The 19,984-nt window shown below is 67.9% G+C and carries 17 protein-coding genes; 12 read left to right on the plus strand and 5 right to left on the minus strand.

The features are described 5' to 3' along the window. Nucleotides 1–22: 22 nt before the first annotated feature. Complete coding sequence (locus SNE34_RS13515) at nucleotides 23–1,159, minus strand: GGDEF domain-containing protein (RefSeq protein ID WP_332618098.1); 1,137 nt, start codon at nucleotides 1,157–1,159, stop codon at nucleotides 23–25. Between the two features lie 70 nt (nucleotides 1,160–1,229). After that, the gene (locus tag SNE34_RS13520; protein ID WP_332618102.1) at nucleotides 1,230–1,823 is read right to left on the minus strand and encodes a TMEM165/GDT1 family protein; all 594 of its coding nucleotides are present in this window, start codon (nucleotides 1,821–1,823) and stop codon (nucleotides 1,230–1,232) included. Nucleotides 1,824–2,117: 294 nt separating this feature from the next. Between SNE34_RS13520 and SNE34_RS13525 the strand changes: the two genes are divergently transcribed. The 8 genes from SNE34_RS13525 to gcvH all read left to right on the plus strand — a co-directional run bounded on the left by SNE34_RS13525 (nucleotide 2,118) and on the right by gcvH (nucleotide 9,836). Next, complete coding sequence (locus tag SNE34_RS13525) at nucleotides 2,118–3,089, plus strand: potassium channel beta subunit family protein (RefSeq protein ID WP_332618104.1); 972 nt, start codon at nucleotides 2,118–2,120, stop codon at nucleotides 3,087–3,089. 73 nt (nucleotides 3,090–3,162) lie between these two features. Next, on the plus strand, nucleotides 3,163–3,381 hold the full coding sequence (gene hemP, locus SNE34_RS13530; protein ID WP_332618106.1) for a hemin uptake protein HemP: 219 nt from the start codon (nucleotides 3,163–3,165) through the stop codon (nucleotides 3,379–3,381). 92 nt (nucleotides 3,382–3,473) lie between these two features. Then, entirely contained in the window at nucleotides 3,474–5,717 is a 2,244-nt protein-coding gene (locus SNE34_RS13535; RefSeq protein WP_332618108.1) for a TonB-dependent hemoglobin/transferrin/lactoferrin family receptor, read from the plus strand. Between the two features lie 26 nt (nucleotides 5,718–5,743). Further along, nucleotides 5,744–6,700, plus strand: coding sequence for a hypothetical protein (locus SNE34_RS13540; RefSeq protein ID WP_332618110.1), 957 nt, complete (start codon nucleotides 5,744–5,746; stop codon nucleotides 6,698–6,700). Nucleotides 6,701–6,760: 60 nt separating this feature from the next. Next, complete coding sequence (locus tag SNE34_RS13545) at nucleotides 6,761–7,699, plus strand: SPFH domain-containing protein (protein ID WP_332618113.1); 939 nt, start codon at nucleotides 6,761–6,763, stop codon at nucleotides 7,697–7,699. A 2-nt stretch (nucleotides 7,700–7,701) separates the two neighbouring features. Continuing rightward, nucleotides 7,702–8,145 (plus strand): NfeD family protein, encoded by a 444-nt coding sequence (locus SNE34_RS13550; protein ID WP_332618116.1) that lies wholly within the window; start codon nucleotides 7,702–7,704, stop codon nucleotides 8,143–8,145. 85 nt (nucleotides 8,146–8,230) lie between these two features. After that, complete coding sequence (gene gcvT / locus SNE34_RS13555; RefSeq protein WP_332618118.1) at nucleotides 8,231–9,352, plus strand: glycine cleavage system aminomethyltransferase GcvT; 1,122 nt, start codon at nucleotides 8,231–8,233, stop codon at nucleotides 9,350–9,352. An 88-nt stretch (nucleotides 9,353–9,440) separates the two neighbouring features. Further along, nucleotides 9,441–9,836: a glycine cleavage system protein GcvH gene (gene gcvH, locus SNE34_RS13560; protein WP_332618119.1), complete on the plus strand. Its 396-nt coding sequence runs from the start codon at nucleotides 9,441–9,443 to the stop codon at nucleotides 9,834–9,836. Between the two features lie 791 nt (nucleotides 9,837–10,627). Here gcvH and SNE34_RS13565 read toward each other — a convergent pair. Then, nucleotides 10,628–11,089 (minus strand): hypothetical protein, encoded by a 462-nt coding sequence (locus SNE34_RS13565; RefSeq protein ID WP_332618213.1) that lies wholly within the window; start codon nucleotides 11,087–11,089, stop codon nucleotides 10,628–10,630. Nucleotides 11,090–11,271: 182 nt separating this feature from the next. After that, entirely contained in the window at nucleotides 11,272–12,687 is a 1,416-nt protein-coding gene (locus tag SNE34_RS13570) for a serine hydrolase domain-containing protein (RefSeq protein ID WP_332618121.1), read from the minus strand. Between the two features lie 71 nt (nucleotides 12,688–12,758). On the opposite strand from SNE34_RS13570, the gene SNE34_RS13575 reads away from it, so the two are divergent. The 3 genes from SNE34_RS13575 to SNE34_RS13585 are packed head-to-tail and all read left to right on the plus strand — an operon-like array spanning nucleotide 12,759 to nucleotide 16,635. After that, entirely contained in the window at nucleotides 12,759–13,352 is a 594-nt protein-coding gene (locus SNE34_RS13575; protein WP_332618123.1) for a LemA family protein, read from the plus strand. A gap of 25 nt (nucleotides 13,353–13,377) precedes the next feature. Further along, a complete protein-coding gene (locus SNE34_RS13580; RefSeq protein ID WP_332618125.1) occupies nucleotides 13,378–15,270 on the plus strand; it encodes a M48 family metallopeptidase in 1,893 nt (630 codons plus the stop codon). Nucleotides 15,271–15,285: 15 nt separating this feature from the next. Continuing rightward, a complete protein-coding gene (locus SNE34_RS13585) occupies nucleotides 15,286–16,635 on the plus strand; it encodes an NTP/NDP exchange transporter (RefSeq protein ID WP_332618127.1) in 1,350 nt (449 codons plus the stop codon). A 51-nt stretch (nucleotides 16,636–16,686) separates the two neighbouring features. Here SNE34_RS13585 and SNE34_RS13590 read toward each other — a convergent pair whose 3' ends face one another. Then, nucleotides 16,687–19,155, minus strand: a complete 2,469-nt coding sequence (locus tag SNE34_RS13590; protein WP_332618129.1) for an acyl-CoA dehydrogenase — start codon at nucleotides 19,153–19,155, stop codon at nucleotides 16,687–16,689. A gap of 209 nt (nucleotides 19,156–19,364) precedes the next feature. Here SNE34_RS13590 and SNE34_RS13595 point away from each other — a divergent pair, with 209 nt between their 5' ends. Continuing rightward, nucleotides 19,365–19,964, plus strand: coding sequence for a TetR/AcrR family transcriptional regulator (locus SNE34_RS13595; RefSeq protein ID WP_332618131.1), 600 nt, complete (start codon nucleotides 19,365–19,367; stop codon nucleotides 19,962–19,964). Nucleotides 19,965–19,984: the final 20 nt, after the last annotated feature.

The raw sequence follows: 19,984 nt of genomic DNA on the forward strand, positions 1-19,984 counted from the left end.
GCGGTTAGCTCCAGGGTGGATGTCAGCCATCGCGCGCGATGACCCGGTTGCGGCCTTCGCGCTTGGCCATCTTCAGGCGCTGGTCGGCGCGACTCAACAGCCGCGACAGGTCGTTGCCGTCGTTCGGACACGACGCGATGCCGGCGCTGAACGTGATCCGCAGCGGTTCCATGTTGCCGCGTTCGGGGTCGAACGGGTGCTGCGCCAGCATCCGCCGGATCGAGTCGACCCGCTCCCAGCTGGTGCCGACCGGCTGCGGCATCACCAGCGCGAATTCCTCGCTGCCCAGGCGCAGCAGCCATTCGCCGGGCTCGGCCATGCTGCGGAGCACGTCGACCACGTGGCGGATCGCACGGTCGCCGGCGTGGTGGCCGGCCTCGTCGTTGATCCGGCGGAAATGGTCGAGGTCGATCAGCGCCAGGCTGAGGCTGCCGCCATCCTCTTCGGCGACCTCAAGCAGGCGCGGCATCCGATGCATCAGCCAACTGCGGTTCGGCAACCGGGTCAGGCCGTCGGTGCCGGACAACTCAACCAGCCGCTGGGTGCGGTAGACGACCGCGGCAGTGATGACGGTGACGATCGCCAACAGCACCATGCGCTGGGCCTGGCCACTGGCGGTGACGGCGCCGTAGTCGCTGGAGATCAGTTGCTCGGGCGAGGTCACCGACGCGAACACCACCGCGTTGAGCGTGGCGTACTGCAGCAGCGCGAGGAGCCCGGCGAACACGGTGGTGCGGCCATCGCTGCGCAATGCTGTCAGCAGGATCGCAAGCAGGTAGCAGCACCAGACGATCATGCTGTTGAGCGCGGCCGCCAGGTGGGTGGTGGCGAGTATGCCGAGCAACAGGGTGGTGGCGCTGACATCGAACGCGGCCGTCGCGAACGACAGCCAGCGGTAGCGCCGCCGCCGTCGCGCCAACTGCAGCCAGACCTGGGCGAAGGCGTTGACGAACACCGCGCCGGCCAGGCCGATCAGGGTTTCCTGGACCCGGCCGCCGCCCAGCGCATTGACCAGCGGCAACAGCAACAGCAACGCCGCAATGATCACCCGCATGCGGGCGACCAGCAGTTCGCCGCCGGCACCGACCTCGAGCAGGATCTCGTCGGGCCGTGCCAGCAACCGGGTGACTATCTCGCGGGCACTGCGAATGCTGTCCATCGTTCCCCCATCGCCCGGCAGGATAGCGCGGGCGCCCCCGATGCGCGCAGCCGGCCGCGCGGTGGTCGGTTCAGCCCAGTCCGCGCCACCCGACCCAGACGGCCAGGCCCAGGAACACCGCCGCGGCGACCAGACGCGCGGCACGCAACGGCAGGCGCTCGGCGAAGCGGCTGCCCAGCAGCACCACCGGCACGTTCGCCGCCAGCATGCCGGCGGTGGTGCCGGCGATCACTTCCCACAGCGGCGAATAGCGGGCGGCGAGCAACACCGTCGCGACCTGGGTCTTGTCGCCGATCTCGGCGATGAAGAACGCGACCGTGGTGGCGAGGAAGGCGCCGCGCGCCGGCAGGCCGCTGCCATCGTCATCGAGCGAGTCGGGCTTGAGCGTCCACAGCGCAACCGCCAGGAAGCTGCCTGCGACGACCCAGCGCAACACCTCCGGCTGGAGCCATTGCGCCATCAGTGCGCCGAACCACGCGGCCAGTGCGTGGTTGAGCAGGGTGGCGACGAGGATGCCGGCGATGATCGGCCCGGCCTTGCGATAGCGCGCGGCCAGCAGCAGGGCGAGCAACTGGGTCTTGTCGCCGATTTCGGCCAGGGCGACGGTGGCCGTCGACAGCAACGCGGTCGACAGCGGCATCGCGGAGAAAACGTTCGGGTCCATCAAGCGGGTTCCGGGGGCCGGGCAGGGCGGTGGCGACGAAAGCAGGCGCGCGCGGCCCGGCCCCGGGACGGATCCCAAGGTCATTCGCACGACGCCTGCCTTCGGTCTCGCCCAGAATCGCGAATGCTCGCGGCTCCCCGTGCGCCATGGCCAGCGGCCAAGTGTGTTGACGCACGATCCCGGTCGATGCGATGCAGCGTTGCAGTCGGCGCGGGCGGGCTACTCCCCGGAGGAATAGCCTGGCCATTCTACCCCGGCCTTACACTGCCGGCACCCCAGCCAGGAGCACGCCCCATGCAGTACCGCCGCCTCGGTTCATCCGGCCTGCAGTTGTCCGCGTTGTCGTTCGGCGCCTGGGTGACCTTCGGCGACCAGATCGGCCGCGGCGTCGCCCGCGAGCTGATCGCCACCGCCTGGGACCACGGGATCAACTTCTTCGACAACGCCGAGGGCTACGCCAACGGTGCGGCCGAGGCGATGATGGGCGACGTGATCGCCGACCTGCGCTTGCCGCGCGACGGCTACTGCGTGTCGAGCAAGGTGTTCTTCGGCGCCGCCAGCGAGCCGCGGCCGACCCAGAAGGGGCTGTCGCGCAAGCACGTCACCGACGCCTGCCACGCCGCGCTCAAGCGCTTGCGGGTCGACTACCTCGACCTCTACTACTGCCACCGCCCCGACCCCGAAACCCCGGTCGCCGAAACCGTATGGGCGATGGATACGCTGGTGCGGCAGGGCAAGGTGCTCTACTGGGGCACCTCCGAGTGGTCGGCCGCGCAGATTCGCGAAGCCCACAAGATCGCCCGCGCCCACAACCTGCATCCGCCGACGATGGAGCAGCCGCAGTACAACCTGCTGCACCGCGAACGGGTGGAGTTGGAGTACGCGCCGCTGTATGCCGAGTTCGGCCTCGGGACAACCACTTTTTCGCCGCTGGCCTCGGGCCTGCTGACCGGCAAGTACAACGCCGGCGTGCCCGACGACGCCCGGCTCGGTCGCGAAGGCTTCGGCTGGCTGCAGCGGATCGTGGTCGGCGACGAGGGCGAGCGGCGGATCGAGCGCGCGCGGGGTTTCACCGCGCTGGCCAACGAACTCGGCGTTGCCCCGGCGCCGCTGGCGATCGCCTGGTGCCTGCGCAACCCGCACGTCTCCAGTGTGATCCTCGGTGCCAGCAAGCCCGATCAACTGCTGCAGAACCTCGCCGCGCTGGAGCTGGTCGAGCAGTTGGACGAGCCGATCTGGCATCGCCTGCGGTCCGCGGCAGGTTGACTGCGAGGATCAGGTTGACTCGATAATGAGAATCATTATCATCTAACGCTCGTTCCCAACGAGTGCCGCGACCATGCCTGCCCAGATGTCCGTTGCTGTTGCCCAGCTTCCACCGAACCGGCTCCAGCAAAACCTCTCCCGGCCCGTGCTGCGCCTGGCACAACCCGTGGGCCCCGGCGCGTTCGACAGCAACGCCCTGTTGCGCGGTACCCGCGAGGTCCTGATCCAGCATGGCGGCGAAACCTATCGACTGCGCCACACGCGCAACGACAAGCTGATCCTTACCAAGTAAGCGCGCCTGCGCCTCAAGGCTGTCGCGCACTGCCGGTGTGCCGGCCGAAGCGTCGCGCGCGGCCTTCCCGCGCCGCCATCCGGAATCCTCCAATGCAACTGAAACGCCTGACCCTCGCCACTTCGGCGATCCTCGCCATGCCCGCACTCGCGTCGGCCCAGGTCGCCGCCGTCACCGCCGTCACCGCCGCCGAGGCGGGGCCCGCCCACGACTTCGAGCAGATCACCGTCATCGCCACCCGCACCGAACAGGCGATCGAAGACGTGCCGGCGACGGTCGACGTGATCGATCGCGAGCAGATGGACCAGACCCTGGTCCGCGACCTCAAGGACCTGTTCCGCTACATGCCGGGGGTGTCGGTGACCTCCGGGTTCGGCCGCTTCGGCATCGGCGACATCCGCATCCGCGGGCTGGGCGGCAACCGGGTCCGGATCGAGACCGACGGCATCGCGATCTCCGATGCCTTCGCGATCGGCAGCTACTCCGACGCCAACCGCAACTTCGTCGACATGGACAGCCTCAAGCGTGCCGAGGTGGTGCGCGGACCGGCCAGCGCGTTGTACGGCTCGGACGCGCTCGGCGGCGTGGTGAGCTTCGTGACCAAGGACCCGGCCGACTACCTGGCGCCGGGCAAGGACGCTTACCTCGGTTTCAAGCTCGGCTACCAGAGCGAGTGGCAGGGCTTGTCCGCCGGCGCCACCACGGCGATCGGCGGCGAACGCTGGTCGGGCATGGTGGTGGTCAGCCACCGGCAGGGTCGCCAGACCGCCAACCAGGGCGACATCTACAGCAACGATGACACCCGCACCGCCGCCAACCCGCAATCGCGCGATGGCCGAAGCTTGTTGTCCAAGTTGGTCTATACGCCCAGCCTCGACCAGCAGGTGACCCTGACCGTGGAAGGCAACGAAGACCGCGCGGCAACCGACGTGCTGCACCTGCGGGGGTTCCAGCCGCGCACCCATGCCGTCACCTCATCGTTGGTCGGCGACGATCTGCAGACCCGCGCGCGGGTGTCGCTGGAGCACGAACTGTCCGGCCTCGACGGCGCCGTCGCCGACTCGCTCACCTGGCGCGCCTACCGGCAGGACAGTGAAACCACCCAGGACACCGTCGAGCATCGCGTCACCGCCGGCGGCGCCCCGCAACGGCGCGAACGCAAGTTCAATTTCGACCAGCGCGTGCACGGCCTGGAGCTGGAAGCGCACAAGGCCTTCAGCACCGGCAATGTCGGGCACGTGTTGACCTGGGGCGCCGAGATCAGCCGCACCGACCTCGCGCAGAAGCGCGACGGCCGCGCCATCGACCTGCTGACCGGCGAATCGACCAACGTGGTGTTGCCGGACGTGTTCCCGGTGCGCGACTTCCCGCGCAGCCGGATCGACAACGCTGCGCTGTTCGTGCAGGACGAGATCAGCCTGGCCGACGGCAAGCTGACCCTGCTGCCGGGCCTGCGCGTCGACTACTACTCGCTGCAGCCGCGGCACGATCCGATCTTCGCCGAGGACAACCCGGGCCTGCAGCCGGTCGAGGTCACCGAGCGCAACGTCTCGCCGAAGCTGGGCGCGGTCTGGCATTTCAGTGACGACTGGTCGACCTATGCCAGCTACGCGCGCGGTTTCCGTTCGCCGCCCTACAACGACGTCAACCTGGGCTTCACCAACCTGCAGTTCGGCTACGCCGCCATTCCCAATCCCGACCTGCGGCCGGAGACCAGCGACGGCGGCGAACTTGGCCTGCGTCATTCCGGCCGCGACGCCTGGTTCGGGCTGGCTGGTTTCTACAATCGCTATGACGACTTCATCGAGTCCGCCGCGATGGTCAGCCGCCCGCCTGAAACGCCGTTGGTGATATTCCAGTCGCGCAATGTCGCCGAGGCGGAGATCTACGGGGTCGAACTGCAGGCCGGCGTCGAACTGGAAGGGTGGAGTTCGGCACTGCAAGGCTGGTCGCTGCGCGGCGCCGCCTCCTGGCAGCGCGGCCAGGACCTGACCGCCGACCGGCCGCTGGACTCGGTCGATCCGGCCCGCGCCAGTATCGGCCTTGCCTACTACGCGCAGGATTGGGGCGTGTCGCTGCACGGCCGTTTCGCCGCCGGCAAGGAGCGCCTCGCGAACCCGGGGGATTTCGCGTCGCCGGGCTACGGCGTCGCCGACCTGCTCGCGCACTGGGACTTCGCTCCGGGCGCCTCGATCAATGCCGGCGTGTTCAACCTCGCCGACCGCAAGTATTGGGACTGGGCCGACGTGCCCGGCGTGGCCGCCGACAGCGCGGTGCTCGACCGTTACACACGCCCCGGCCGCAACGTGGGCGTCAGCCTCGCGGTGTCCTGGTGATCTGCAAACAAACGATGGATAGCGGCATGAAACGATTCACGATGACGGCAATGGTGCTGGGGCTCTCGCTGCTGAGCGCATGTGCCAGCACACCGCGTGAAGCGGCACTGCAGGCCGCTGACGCCGACGCCGGCGACGATTTCGGCGTGCTGCTGATGGCCCACGGCGGCATCGACAGCTGGGAGCGCGAGGTAGCCGACACCCTGGCGCCGCTGCAGCGGGAATTCCCGATGGAGATCGCCTGGGGCATGGCCGACGCCGCCAGCCTGCAGCGCAGCGTCGATGCGCTCGAGGCGCGCGGGGTCGACCGGATCGGCGTGGTGCGGCTGTTCGTCAGCGGCGAGAGCTGGTACGAGCGCACCGGCCAGATCCTCGGGATCATGCCCGGCGCGCCCGAGCGCTCGGAGGTGCCCGCCGACGCGCACGCCGGCCACCACGGCATGAGCATGGAGTTCTGGCAACTCGACACCGACGCCGCGTTCGCTATGAGCAGGCAGGGCTTGTCGGAAGCGCCGGAGATGGGCGAGGTGCTGGTCAAGCGGGTGCAGGCCTTGAGCCATGAGCCGGCCCGCGAGGACCTGCTCGTCCTCGCCCACGGTCCGGCCGACGATGCCGAGAACCGGCGCTGGCTGGCCGACATCGACCAACGCGCCGACGCCGTCCGCGCGGCGGTGCCGCTGCGCCGGGTCAAGGTGATGACCCTGCGCGAAGACTGGCCGGAAGAGCGCGAGGCCGCCGTGCAGGCGATCCGCGCCTTCGTCGAGCGCGCCGCCGACGAGAACGGCGTCGCGATCGTGATCCCGTACCGCGTGCAGGGCTTCGGCCCATATGAGGAAGTGCTCGAAGGCCTCGATTACCTCTCCGACGGCCGGGGCCTGGTACCCCATCCGCACGTCACCGAGTGGGTGCGCCGGCAGGCATTGGGATTGCGCGACGGCAGCTTCGAGGCGCCGGCGGCCGACGCCCGCGCCAGCGTCGACTGAGGCGGCCGCGGCGGCAACAGCCACGCCTATACTGGCCCTTCACAAGGGAAGGGGTGGGCAATGGGTACGGAAATCTTCGTCGGCGTGTTGCTGGTGTTCGCGGTCATCACCGTGCTCAAGGCCGTGCGGGTGGTGCCGCAGGGTTTCGAGTGGACGGTCGAGCGTTTCGGTCGCTACACCCATACGCTGACGCCGGGGCTGGCGTTCATCATCCCGTGGGTCGATGGCATCGGCCGCAAGATCAACATGATGGAACAGGTCATGGAGGTCCCCGGGCAGGACGTGATCACCATGGACAATGCGGTGGTCAAGGTCGACGGCATCGTGTTCTTCCAGGTGCTCGACGCGGCCAAGGCGGCGTATGAAGTGGCGCAGCTGGAGGTCGCGATCATCAACCTGGTGATGACCAACATCCGCACCTCGATCGGCTCGATGGCGCTCGACGAGTCGCTGTCCAAGCGCGACGAGATCAACGCCAAGGTGCTGGTCGCGGTCGACCTGGCGACCCACCCATGGGGGGTCAAGGTCAACCGGATCGAGCTCAAGGACATCCAGCCGCCGCGCGACCTGATCGACGCGATGGCCAAGCAGATGAAGGCCGAGCGCGAGAAGCGCGCCAACATCCTCGAAGCCGAGGGCTTCCGCCAGGCCGCGATCCTGCGCGCCGAGGGCGAGAAGCAGTCAGCGATCCTCGAGGCCGAAGGCGAGCGCGAGGCGGCGTTCCGCGAAGCCGAGGCCCGCGAGCGGCTGGCCGAGGCCGAAGCCAAGGCGACCGAGATGGTCTCGACCGCGATCGCCGCCGGCGACGTGCAGGCGATCAACTACTTCGTCGCCCAGAAGTACGTCGAGGCGCTCAAGGACTTCGCCGCCTCGCCGAACCAGAAGCTGCTGATGCTGCCGATGGAGACCACCGGCGTGCTCGGTTCGCTGGCCGGCATCGCCGAGCTGGCCAAGGCGGTGCAGGACAAGGCCGCGCCGACGTCGCTGCCGAGGGCCTGAGGATGGCCGCGATCATGCAGTCGCCGTGGTTCTGGTGGGGCGTGGCGCTGGTGCTGTTTGCCGCCGAGGCGGTGCTGCCGGGCAGCTTCATGTTGTGGCTGGGTTTTGCCGCGCTCGGCACCGCGCTCATCGACTTGGCGCTGCCGATGTCGGCGAGCGCGCAGTGGATGCTGTTCGCGGTGCTGGCGCTGATCGCGGTGGCTGGCGGCTGGCAGTACAAGAAGCGCTACCCGGCGCAGGCCAGCGACCAGCCGTTGCTCAACCGCCGCGGCGCGCAACTGGTCGGACACGTGTATCCGCTGGAAAGCGCGATCGTCGACGGCCGCGGCCGGCTCAAGATCGGTGATGCCTTCTGGACCGCCAGCGGCCCCGACCTGGCGACCGGCACCCGGGTCCGGGTGGTCGCGGTCGAAGGCACCACGTTGCGGGTGGAGCCGGCCGCCTAGGTCGGGGGTCCAAGCCTCCGGCGCGCGGCCGCCATCCGCGTGCTTCTGGGATAATGGCCGCTTTCCCCCACGGAACGGCGCCGCCATGACCCAGAAGACCATCCTCAACGACAGCCATCGCGCGCTCGGCGCCAAGATGGTCGACTTCGGCGGCTGGGACATGCCGATCCACTACGGCTCGCAGATCGACGAGCACCACGTGGTCCGCCAGGACGCCGGCATGTTCGACGTCAGCCACATGACCGTGGTCGACCTCAAGGGCGCGCGCGTCCGCGAGTTCCTGCGCAAGCTGGTCGCCAACTCGGTCGACAAGCTGCAGAAGCCGGGCAAGGCGCTGTACACCTGCATGCTCAACCCGCAGGGCGGCGTCATCGACGACCTGATCATCTACTTCCTGGCCGAGGACTTCTTCCGGCTGGTGGTCAACGCGGCCACCCGCGAGAAGGACCTGGCGTGGATCAACGAGCAGGCCGGCGCGTTCGACGTCAGCGTCAGCGAGCGTCCCGACTTCGGCATGATCGCGGTGCAGGGACCGAACGCGCGTGACAAGGTGCTCGGCCTGCTGCACGCGGACGACCGCGAGCGCGTCGGCAAGCTCGGCAAGTTCGCCGCCCGCGAGGCGCGGCTGCAGGACGGCACCGTGCTGTTCATCGCCCGCACCGGCTACACCGGCGAGGACGGCTTCGAGATCGTGGTGCCGGAGGACAAGACCGTCGCGCTGTGGGACGCGCTGCTGGGCGCTGGCGTCAAGCCGGCCGGCCTCGGCGCGCGCGACACCCTGCGGCTGGAGGCCGGCATGAACCTGTACGGCCAGGACATGGACGACAGCGTGTCGCCGTACGAGGCCGCGCTCGGCTGGACGGTCGCCCTCGACGAAGGCCGCGACTTCATCGGTCGCCACGTGCTTGAGCAACAGAAGGCGGCCGGCGCGCCGCGGCAGATGATCGCGCTGGTGATGGACGACAAGGGCGTGCTGCGCCACGGCCAGAAGGTGCTGACCGCGCACGGCGACGGCGAGATCCTGTCGGGCACGTTCTCGCCGACCCTGGGCAAGGCGATCGCGTTCGCCCGGGTGCCGGCCGGCGAGATCGCATTGGGCGGCGAGGGCAACGTCCGGGTCGACATCCGCGGCCGTGCAGTGCCGGTGCGGGTGGTCAAGTTCCCGTTCGTGCGCGACGGCCAGGCGCAGGACGGCGTGCTGGTCTGAGTGCGCGCCCCGCGGGCTGTCCACCGGTCCGGCTCCCGTGGTTAAACTATCGGCCTTCCACCACCACCCGTAGCAGCGGAGCACCCCCATGAGTGAGATCCCCGGCGACCTGAAGTTCCTGAAGTCCCATGAATGGACCCGCGTCGACGGCGACGGCAAGGTCACCGTGGGCATCTCCGATCACGCCCAGAGCCTGCTCGGCGACCTGGTGTACGTCGAGTTGCCGAACGTCGGCGACCGCATCGAGGCGGGCAATGCCTGCGCCGTGATCGAGTCGGTCAAGGCCGCCTCCGACATCTACGCGCCGGTCACCGGCACCGTGGTCGAGGTCAACACCGCGCTCAACGACAAGCCGGAGACGATCAACGAGGACGCCTACGGCGATGGCTGGATCTTCACCCTGCAGATCGAGGAGCCGGAACAGCTCAACGACCTGCTCGACCCCGATGCCTACGCCGAGTTGCTTGAGGAAGACGATCACTGATCGCGTCGAGCGATAGCAGCCGTCGAAGAACGGCCAGGACAACAACCCGCGTCATTGCCGACGCGGGTTTTTTTTCGCCTGCGTCGGCGACGTCATCGCCGGGCGACGATCGGATCGAGCGGCGAAAAGTTCGCGCAAAAGCCGCGCACTTGCTGTTGTGCAACGCGATAGACGGCGGCCGGCTGCGGCTTTCGTTGCGACGTCGGTGTGGTGAAAAAATAGCCATGTTGTTTCGCCACGGTTTCGCGTGTACGCGATCGGCTACCACCACGCCAAAACCGAACACTGACCGCAAAGCCCCGTAATTGCTGGCTTTCAGCGCATCGAAAGATTCGCATTGAAGTGCCGGCGTTGTCGTTGGCGGCAATCCCGCCTGGCCCGGTGCTACACCACGGCGATCGCACGTCCTGCGACCGCCGAAAAAAAATCGCGAACACTTGTTGACACTATGAAAAACCGTGATTAGGTTTCGCCCAGCAGACCTTGACTGCGGAAGCGAGTGAGCAAATACAACGCGACAACGTGCGGTACAAACCGGACCTCCGCCCTGACGGTCGAAATGGTGGACGTGGATTTCTTTTCCCCGGTGAAAACCCTTGCGAAGTCGCACAGGCCTGATGCATGCAACCCGGGTCGCCGTTGGCGGACCGGGTTTTTGTTTGCCCGCGTGCATCGGGCGTTCCGAATCCGGTCCGGCGAGAGACTCGCCGGTCGGTTGGTCGCGGGACCTTTCCCCGTGGCATTGCTTGGTACTGGGCTGTACACCCCGATAGACCACTGACGAGGAGCCATCACATGGCCACGAAGAAAGCTGCGAAGAAGAAGCCCGCCGCCAAGAAGGCGGTGAAGAAGTCCGCTGCCAAGAAACCGGCGGCGAAGAAGGTCGCCAAGAAGGCCACCGCCAAGAAGACCGTGCGCAAGTCCGCGGCCAAGAAGGCAGTGAAGAAGCCGGCCGTGAAGAAGGCGGCAAAGAAGACCGCGAAGAAGACCACCAAGAAGGCCGGCGCCAAGAAGGCCGCCAAGAAGACCGTCCGCAAGTCGGCGGCGAAGAAGGCCACCAAGAAGACGGCGAAGAAGACCGTCCGCAAGTCGGCTGCCAAGAAGACCGCGAAGAAAGCGGCCAAGAAGCCGGCCGCGAAAAAGGCCGCCAAGAAAGTAGCCAAGAAGAAGCCGGCCGCCAAGAAGACCGCCAAGAAGGCGGTAGCCAAGAAGCCGGCCGCGAAGAAGGTTGCAGCCAAGAAGCCGGCGGCCAAGAAGACCGCAAAGAAGCCGGCCCGCCGCGCGGCCAAGAAGCAGGCTCCGACCGCGATGCCGGTGACCCCGGCGCCGATGATCTGAGCCACCCGGTACCGCTACACCGCAATACCGACTCTCTCCCGCAGCCCAGGCGGGAGGGAGTTTTTTTATGGGAGGCGGGTTTTGCTTTGGTGCGCGCTTACTGCGGCGCGGCGGTCGCGCTGGCGGCGTTGCTGCCGGCGGCAGGATCCTGCTCGGCGTCCTGGTTGACATCGGCGTAGTACGCGTCCGGCCGGTCGAAGTCGATGTCGACCCAGGCGGTCAGCTCCGACGGAATGCCGATCGCGCGATCGATCATGGTCGGCAGCAAGCCCGAAGGCAGCGAGCTTTCGCCGTTCCACATCACCGCGATGCCGAGGTCGCGCTCGGGCAGCATCGCGATCATGCCGCGATAGCCTTGCACCGCGCCGGCATGGTAGACGAGCCGGTGGCCGGAGTAGTCATACACGCGCCAGCCGAGCGCATAGCCGGCCGAGTCCAGCCGCGCGCGACGCCAGGAAGAACTGCGGGTCTGGTACGGCGTGTCGACCAATGGCTGGTGCAGGGTCGCCAGCAGCGGCGCCGGGATCACTTCGGGGCGGTGGCCGGTCTGCGCGATCAGCCACTGCGCCATGTCGCTGGCGCTGGCGTTGACTCCGGCGGCCGGTGCGACTTCGTAGTAGGTCGGCTTCGGCATCAACGACACCCAGCCGCCGCGGCCGCGCACGTGCGGCTTGGCCCAGCGCGCGCTCGACTCGATGCCTTCCAGGCCGAGGCTGGCGTCGTTCATGCCCAGCGGCTTGAACAGGCGGCTCCGCACTTCCTGGCTGTAGAAGTCGCCGGTGGCGGCGAACACGATGTCGCCGATCAGGCTGAAGGCGACGTTCTGGTAGGCGTAGCAGGTGCCGGGCGCGCACTTCAACGGCACGTCGGCAAGCTTGTGGGTCAGGGTGCGGTAATCGACATAGCGCTCGAGGCTTCGGTCGTAGGCGTTGTGCGGCAGGCCGACGCGGTGGCTGAGCAGGTCGGCGACAGTGATCTTCTGCGCCGCGCCGGGCTGGCTGAGCTGGAAGCCCGGCATGTAGTCGGTCAGCCGGCTGTCCCAGCGCAGGGTGCCGTCGTTGACCAGCAGCCCGGCCAGGGTGCCGGCGAAACCTTTCGACAGCGAGGCGAGGCGGAACACGGTGTGGCCGTCGACTGGCTCGGCGTCGCTGACATCGGTGATGCCGTAGCCGCGCGCGCTGAGTACCTTGCCATCGTGGACGATCGCCATCGCCAGCCCGGGAACGCGCTGGTCGGCGACGATCATCTGTGCCATCGCCTCGAACATCTCGACATCGAACTCGCCGGGCAGCGGCGGAGCCGGCGGTGGTGCCGGGGTGATCGACGTTTCGACGATGCCGGCATTGGCAGTAGCCGGTATGGCAGTGGCCACTGCGGTCGCGTCGCCGGATGACGGCGCAGCGGTTTGGTGCGGCGGCGCCTCGGCGGCAGTTCCCAGTGTCAACGTAAGCAAGAACGCGAGGGCCACGAGGCGCCCGCCGATGCGTGGGAGCCGGTTCGCGTGGTCTTTCATCGGTCGCAGGGCCTGCGTATGCTGGGGTTCACCGGATCATAACGCCGTTTTTCAGGGCTTTGCGAGCAATCATGTTCAGCTTCCTGATTCCATTAGCTTTAGTACTCCTGTTCACGTTCTGGGCGGTCGGTCTTTACAACGGGCTGGTGACGGCGAGAAACGCATTCAGGAACGCCTTCGCCCAGATCGACGTGCAATTGCAGCGGCGTTTCGAATTGATCCCCAACCTGGTCGAGACTGCCAAGGGTTACCTCGCCCACGAGCGCGAGACCCTGGAGGCGGTAATCGCGGCCCGGGGCGCGGCGATTTCCGGCTTGTCGGCGGCCAAGGGCAGTCCGGGCGATCCCGGTGCGATGGCACAACTCGAGTCCGGCGAACGCCAGCTCGAGGGGGCGCTGGGCCGATTGCTGGTGGTCGCCGAGGCCTACCCGGACCTCAAGGCCAACCAGACCATGATGCAGCTCACCGAGGAGCTCACCAGCACCGAGAACAAGGTCGCGTTCGCGCGGCAGGCCTATAACGACGCGGTGATGGCCTACAACAACAAGCGCGAAATGTTTCCCTCCAGCCTGGTCGCCGGCAACTTCGGTTTCGCGCCGGCGGCGATGGTGACGATTCCGGCCGACCAGCCACAGATGCGGCAGGCGCCGCAGGTGAAGTTCTGACCCGGCAGCGTCACCGAAGCCGCCGATGAACTTCTTTGAACGCCAGGCTGCGGCGCGCCGCAGTTCCTCGCGGCTGGTGCTGCTGTTCGGCGTGGCGGTGGTCGCGATCGTGCTCGCGGTCGATGCGGTCGCCTGGCTGCTGAGCGGCAGCCCCGGCGTGTTGCTGGCGGTGACCTTGGCAACGCTGGCGACGATCGGCCTGGGTTCGTTGTATCGACTCGCCAGCTTGGGCGATGGCGGTGATGCGATCGCCACCCAGCTCGGCGGCGAATTGCTGGTCGACGACGGCGGCGACCTCGACCTGCGTCGCCTGCGCAACGTGGTCGAGGAGATCGCGATCGCCTCCGGGGTGCCGGTACCGAAGATCTACGTGCTCGAACACGAATCGGCGATCAACGCCTTCGCCGCCGGCTACTCGACGTCCGACGCGGTGGTGGCGGTGACGCGGGGGGCGCTGGACCGGCTCAACCGTGACGAGCTGCAGGGCGTCATCGCCCACGAGTTCAGCCACATCCTCAACGGCGACATGCGGCTCAACCTGCGGCTGGTCGGGGTGCTGTTCGGCATCGCCATGATCGCGATCGCCGGACGCAAGGTGATGGAGTTCTCCGTCGTCGGCCGGCGCGGGCGCAGTGTCGGGGTAGTGGTGTTCGCGGCGGTGGTTGCGTTGGTGGTCGGCTCGATCGGCCTGTTCTGCGCGCGCCTGATCAAGGCCGGCGTGAGCCGCAACCGCGAGCGCCTGGCCGACGCCAGCGCGGTGCAGTTCACGCGCCAGACCGCGGGACTGGCCGGCGCGCTGAAGAAGATCGGCGGCTTGCCCGACGGCTCGCGACTGGCGTCGGCCGGCGATGCCGAGGAAGTCAGCCACATGCTGTTCGGCGAAGGGCTGGGGTTCGATGGCCTGTTCGGCGGGTGGCTGGCGACCCATCCGCCGCTGGTCGAGCGGATCCAGGCGCTGGAGCCCGGCTTCCGCGCCGAGCAATTGGATGCCCTGTCGCGGCGCTGGTTGCAGGCGCCACCGAGCGGTCTGCACGAGGACCTGCACCTGGGCTTGCACGCGCCAGGCGCGCTGCCGTCGGCAAGCGCCGAACATGCGGTTACCGGGGCGATGGTCTCCACCCAGGTCGGCAACCCCGGCAGGGACGACTATCGGCGCGCCGATGCGATCGTCGGCGGGCTGAGCTACGACTTGCGCGCGCTGGTGGCCGATCGCGAACGGGTGGTGCCGTTGCTGCTCGGCCTGCTGCTCGACGCACGCGAGGACATCGCCGCGCGCCAAGCGTTCGAGATTGGCGCGCGTCTGGGCAAGGCCACCGCGATCGAGGCGGCGCATTTGCGCGAGCAGCACCTCGCCGACCTGCATCCGATGTTGCGCCTGCCTCTGGTCGCGCTTGCGTTTCCGGTGGTGCGGCGGCGGCCGCGGCCGCAACTGGAGGTGTTCCTCGATGCCGTCAATGCGCTGGTACTCGCCGACGACGACGTCTCGCTGTTCGAGTATTGCCTGAGCCGGCTGCTGACGGTGCAGTTGCGCGAGTCGCTGGATCCGTCGCGGCATGTCGCGTTCGGCCGGCGCAAGGCGACCGACCTGGCGGCCGAGATCGCGACCCTGCTCGCGGTGGTCGCCCAGGCCGGCCACGCCGATGCCGCCGCCGCGCAGCACGCCTACCTCGCCGGCATGCAGCGGATCCTGCCGCGCGAACACGTTGTCTACCGGCCGCCGGCGAACGTGCCGCTGGCGCTGGAGGACGTGTGGACGCCGCTGGACTCGCTCGATCCGCTGGCCAAGCAATTGCTGGTGGAAGCGGTGACCGTCGCCGCCAGCCATGACGGTCGCGTCAGCGTGGCCGAGGCCGAGTTGCTGCGCACGGTTTGCGGCGTGCTGCACTGCCCGTTGCCGCCGGTCCTGGACCACGCCTAGGCGTCCACGCAGGCGATGACCCCGACCCGTCCCGTCAACCGCGTCCGCGCGTTCCGCAAAGCACTCGCGGAATCGCCACCGCTGTGGTGGTCGTTGCTGTATTTCTTCAGCCTGCTGTGCGGCTACTACGTGCTGCGACCGGTGCGCGATGCGATGGGTGCTTCGGGCGACGTTGCCGCGGTGTTCCCGCGCTGGCTGGTCGGCTGGAGCAGCAGGCTCGGCATCGCGCTGGACGAGTACAGCCTGCAGTTGTTGTTCAGCGTGACGTTCGTGGTGATGGTGTTGTTGCAGCCTTTGTATGGGGCGCTTGTGTCGCGATTCCCGCGGCGGGTGTTCCTGCCGCTGGTGTACCTGCTGCTCATCGGCTCCCTGGTCGGTTTCCACTGGCTGTTCGAAACCGGGGTGTCGGGGCGCGGGGCGATGTTCTTCGTGTGGGTGGCGGTGTTCAACATGTTCGCGGTGACCGTGTTCTGGAGCTTCATGGCCGACGTGTTCGACAACGAGCATGCCAAGAAGATATACGGCTACATCGGCGCGGGCGGGACGCTGGGCGCGCTGGTCGGGCCGGGCATTACCCGACTGCTGGTGGAGCCGCTCGGCGTGGCCAACCTGCTGCTGGTGTCGGCCGGGCTGATGGCGGTATGCCTGCTATGCATCCTCAAGTTGCGGCCGTGGGCGATGCGGCGCGAACGGCGGCATGGCGATGCCTCCGGCGAAGAGGCGATGGGCGGTTCGGTCTGGGCCGGCGTCCGCCTCGTGTGGCAGCGTCCGCTGCTGCGCGCGTTGGCGGCGCTGCTGTTCTTCGGGGTCGGCGTCGGTACGCTGCTGTACAACGAGCAGGCCGCGATCGTGCGCGAGTTCTACCCGGGCACGGAGGCCGCGACCCGCTATTACGCGATGATCGACTGGGCGGTGAACGGAGTGACCCTGCTGATCCAGCTGCTGCTGACCCGCTGGCTGCTGCGTCGCTACGGGGTCGCGCCGGTGTTGCTGGGGCCGGCGATCGCGATCCTGCTCGGCTACTGCCTGCTGACCGCATCGCCATTGCCAATGCTGGTCGCGATCGTGCAGGTGGTGACGCGCGCGGGCGAGTTCTCGCTGGCCAAGCCCGGCCGCGAAACCCTGTACACCCGGGTCGACCGCGAGTCGCGCTACAAGGCCAAGGCGGTGATCGACACCGTGATCTATCGCGGCGCCGACCTGACCTTCGTCTGGCTGCACAAGGCAGTGGCGCTGCTCGGATCGACGATGGTGTTCGCCACCGGCATCGCGGCCGCCGCGGCAATGACGGCCGCGGCCTGGAGCGTGGTCAGGTCGCAGTGCGAGCTGCCGGACGATCCGACCGATCCGCGGCCAAGCCGCTGAAACGACAACGACGGGCCGAAGCCCGCCGTTGCTTGTCCGCATCCGTCGTGATCACGCCACCGCGCGGCTGTCTTCCTGCTCGCTTCGGTAACCGGCCGAACGCAGCTCCTCGGTATCGAAGTCGTCGACGCTGATTGCATCGACGGTCATCTCGCGCAACGTCTCCAGTTGCTTGCGCTCGTCGGTGCTGATCCAGCCCTCGCGCACGCCCTCGTCGAGTTGCTCGGTGAAGGCCAGCGCTTCGATGTGGCTGCCCTTGAGCGCCTTCAGGAACTTGCGTTCGACCGGCTCGGCGAGGATCACCGCCTGCAGGTAGCTGTTGATCCGGCCGGCCGGGTTGTTGGCGGTCGGGGTGGTGAACACGCCTTCGGCAAGGCGGTCGCGGGCTTCGTTGGGCGACATCAGCAGCGACGCGGCGCGATGGCCGAGGCGGTCACCCGGCGGAGTGGCGCGGCGGCCGAACGGGAAGATCAGCGCCCACAACAGCCAGCCGACCGGACGCACCGGGAAGTTGCGCAGCGCGCCGGACAGCGCGACTTCGATCTTGTGCACGGCGTTGAGGATCGACCACGCCAGCAGCGGCTGGTCGGCTTCGGGCCGGCCCTGGTCTTCATACCGCTTGAGCAGCGCGCTGGCGATGTAGAGCTGGCTGAGCACGTCGCCAAGCCGGCCCGACAGCGACTCCTTGAACTTGAGCTTGCCGCCGAGCAGCAGCATCGAGGTATCGGCGCACAACGCCAGCGCCGCCGAGTAGCGGTTGAGCTTGCGGTAGTAGCGGCGGGTGTAGGAATCGCCCGGCGCCGTGCCGAAGCGCGCCGCGGTCAGTCCGAACCACAGGGCGCGGACGGCATTCGAGATCGCGAAGCCGATGTGGCCGAACAGGTTGCGGTCGAACTCGCCCAGCCGCTGTTCCTCGTCCTCCAGCGTCGCCGCCTTCATCTCCTTGAGCACCCACGGATGGCACAGGATCGCCCCTTGGCCGAAGATCATCAGCGAGCGGGTCATGATGTTGGCGCCCTCGACCGTGATCGCGATCGGCGAGGCCTGCCACGCGCGGCCGAGGTAGTTCTTCGGCCCCAGGATGATGCCCTTGCCGCCGTGGATGTCCATGGCGTCCTGGCAGACCTGGCGGCCCAGTTCGGTGCAGTGGTACTTGGAAATGGTCGACGGCACCGCCGGCAGTTCGCCGCGGGTGACCGCCGCGGCCGACGCCTCGGCCAGCGCACTGATCGTGTAGGCATTGCCGGCGATCCGCGCCAGCGCCTCCTGCACGCCCTCGAAGCGGCCGATCGACAGCCCGAACTGCTTGCGGATGCGCGCGTAGGCGCCGGTCACCACCGCGGCCAGCTTGGAGCCGCCGCTGGCGGTGGAGGGCAGGGTGATCGAGCGGCCGATCGACAGGCACTCGACCAGCATCTGCCAACCCTTGCCCGCGTATGCCTCGCCGCCGATCAGCTGGCTCAGCGGGATGAACACCTCGCGGCCGTGGATCGGCCCGTTCTGGAACGGGCTGTTGAGCGGGAAATGGCGGCGGCCGATATCGACCCCCGCGGTGTCGCGCGGCAGCAACGCCAGGCTGATGCCGATGTCGCGCTGCTCGCCGAGGATGCCGTCGGGGTCGTACATCCGGAACGCCATGCCGATCAGGGTCGCAACCGGGGCCAGGGTGATGTAGCGCTTGTCGAAGGTCAGCTTGACGCCGACGACGTTCGCGCCGTTCCAGTCGCCCATGCAGACGATGCCGAAGTCCGGAATCGAGGTCGCGTCCGAGCCGGCCCACGGTCCGGTCAAAGCGAAGCAGGGTACCTCGCGGCCATCGGCCAGGCGCGGCAGGTAATGGTCCTTCTGCTCGTCGGTGCCGTAATGCATCAGCAGTTCGGCCGGCCCGAGCGAGTTCGGCACGCCGACGGTCGAGCTGACCACCGACGAGATCGACGCCAGCTTCTGGATCACCTTGTGGTTGGCCAGCGCAGTGAAGCCCAGGCCGCCATACTCCTTCGGCACGATCATGCCGAAGAACCTGTTGTCCTTGATGAACTGCCAAACCTCCGGCGGCAGGTCGGCGCGAACGTGGGTGATGTCCCAGTCGTTGGTCATCGCGCACAGTTCCTCGCACGGGCCGTCGAGGAACGCCTGCTCCTCGGCGGTCAGCGTCGGCGCCGGCTGGTCGAGCAGCACCTGCCACTCCGGCTTGCCGGAGAACAGTTCACCCTCGAAACCGACCGTGCCGGCCTCCAGCGCGACCCGCTCGGTTTCCGACAACGGCGGCAGGATCTTGCTGTAAAAACCCAGCAGCGGCGCGGTGATGAAGGGAAGGCGGATCTGCGGCAGCAGCAGCGGCACCGCGACCAGCGCCAGCAGAACGCCGGCGACGACGGTGGCGACTGGGTTGGCGCCGAGCAGCCAGCAGCCGACCAGCGCGACCGCAGTCAGCGCCACCCAGACCGGCAACCGCAGCCGATGGTAGGCGGCGAACGCGCCGATGAGCAGGAACACGAGAAACGGGACGACGATACTCATGAGGGCGCTCCACACGTGGGTTTCGGGGCCGCTGTCGCGACCGGATGGCGATGGCGCTTGGCGACGGCACGGCCCACGGTAGCGCCAATCGCCGTCGTCAACATACGGACAAGTATGGTAATTTGCTTCGCCCGCTGTCAACCGGCGGCCTGGCCCACCTGCTGCATACGCTACCCGGCGGCGCCGTATGGTGGTTACAATCGGAAGACATGATGCCCAATGCCAACCCAGCCCCGCCGCGTTCCGAACGCAATGGCCGACTCAGCGCCGACGACTGGGCGCAGGCAGCGCTCGACCTGATCGCCGAACAGGGCGTCGCCGCGGTCGCGGTCGAACCGCTGGCGCGCCGGCTCGGCGTCACCAAGGGCAGCTTCTACTGGCACTTTCCGTCGCGCGACGCGCTGCTGGTGGCGGCGCTGGAGCGTTGGGAGAAAGTCGAGCAGGAGCAGGTGTTCGGCCAGCTCGAAGCGATCGCCGATCCGCGCGAGCGCCTGCGCGCGCTGTTCAACCTGGTCGCGCACGAATACAAGTCGCACATCGTCTATTCCGAGCTGCTCAAGGCGCTCGACCATCCCGCGGTGCAACCGGTGATCGGCCGGGTGTCGGACCGGCGGATGGAGTACCTGACCGCGTCGTTCCGCCAGGCCGGGCTGGGTCGCACCGATGCCCAGCATCGCGCGCGGCTGGCGTATGCCGCCTACGTCGGTTTCCTCCAGCTCAACCTGCAGTTGCATCAGGCACGGTTGCAGCACGACGAGTTCGAGGCTTACGTCGAACACCTGATGGCGACGCTGATCCCGTCAGCCTGATTTCCAGATTTCGTTGCGGG

Source organism: Novilysobacter erysipheiresistens (assembly GCF_036663935.1).
In the GTDB taxonomy this organism is placed as follows: Bacteria; Pseudomonadota; Gammaproteobacteria; order Xanthomonadales; family Xanthomonadaceae; genus Novilysobacter; species Novilysobacter erysipheiresistens.

What these genes read in the sequence shown, in the direction of transcription:
- SNE34_RS13545 (WP_332618113.1), top strand. Translation starts at nt 6,761, where the DNA reads ATGGGTACGGAAATCTTCGTCGGCGTGTTGCTGGTGTTCGCGGTCATC.
- SNE34_RS13580 (WP_332618125.1), top strand. Translation starts at nt 13,378, where the DNA reads ATGAACTTCTTTGAACGCCAGGCTGCGGCGCGCCGCAGTTCCTCGCGG.
- gcvH (WP_332618119.1), top strand. Translation starts at nt 9,441, where the DNA reads ATGAGTGAGATCCCCGGCGACCTGAAGTTCCTGAAGTCCCATGAATGG.
- gcvT (WP_332618118.1), top strand. Translation starts at nt 8,231, where the DNA reads ATGACCCAGAAGACCATCCTCAACGACAGCCATCGCGCGCTCGGCGCC.
- SNE34_RS13525 (WP_332618104.1), top strand. Translation starts at nt 2,118, where the DNA reads ATGCAGTACCGCCGCCTCGGTTCATCCGGCCTGCAGTTGTCCGCGTTG.
- SNE34_RS13520 (WP_332618102.1), bottom strand. Translation starts at nt 1,823, where the DNA reads ATGGACCCGAACGTTTTCTCCGCGATGCCGCTGTCGACCGCGTTGCTG.
- SNE34_RS13575 (WP_332618123.1), top strand. Translation starts at nt 12,759, where the DNA reads ATGTTCAGCTTCCTGATTCCATTAGCTTTAGTACTCCTGTTCACGTTC.
- SNE34_RS13590 (WP_332618129.1), bottom strand. Translation starts at nt 19,155, where the DNA reads ATGAGTATCGTCGTCCCGTTTCTCGTGTTCCTGCTCATCGGCGCGTTC.
- SNE34_RS13535 (WP_332618108.1), top strand. Translation starts at nt 3,474, where the DNA reads ATGCAACTGAAACGCCTGACCCTCGCCACTTCGGCGATCCTCGCCATG.
- SNE34_RS13595 (WP_332618131.1), top strand. Translation starts at nt 19,365, where the DNA reads ATGATGCCCAATGCCAACCCAGCCCCGCCGCGTTCCGAACGCAATGGC.
- SNE34_RS13540 (WP_332618110.1), top strand. Translation starts at nt 5,744, where the DNA reads ATGAAACGATTCACGATGACGGCAATGGTGCTGGGGCTCTCGCTGCTG.
- SNE34_RS13570 (WP_332618121.1), bottom strand. Translation starts at nt 12,687, where the DNA reads ATGAAAGACCACGCGAACCGGCTCCCACGCATCGGCGGGCGCCTCGTG.
- hemP (WP_332618106.1), top strand. Translation starts at nt 3,163, where the DNA reads ATGCCTGCCCAGATGTCCGTTGCTGTTGCCCAGCTTCCACCGAACCGG.
- SNE34_RS13585 (WP_332618127.1), top strand. Translation starts at nt 15,286, where the DNA reads ATGACCCCGACCCGTCCCGTCAACCGCGTCCGCGCGTTCCGCAAAGCA.
- SNE34_RS13550 (WP_332618116.1), top strand. Translation starts at nt 7,702, where the DNA reads ATGGCCGCGATCATGCAGTCGCCGTGGTTCTGGTGGGGCGTGGCGCTG.
- SNE34_RS13515 (WP_332618098.1), bottom strand. Translation starts at nt 1,159, where the DNA reads ATGGACAGCATTCGCAGTGCCCGCGAGATAGTCACCCGGTTGCTGGCA.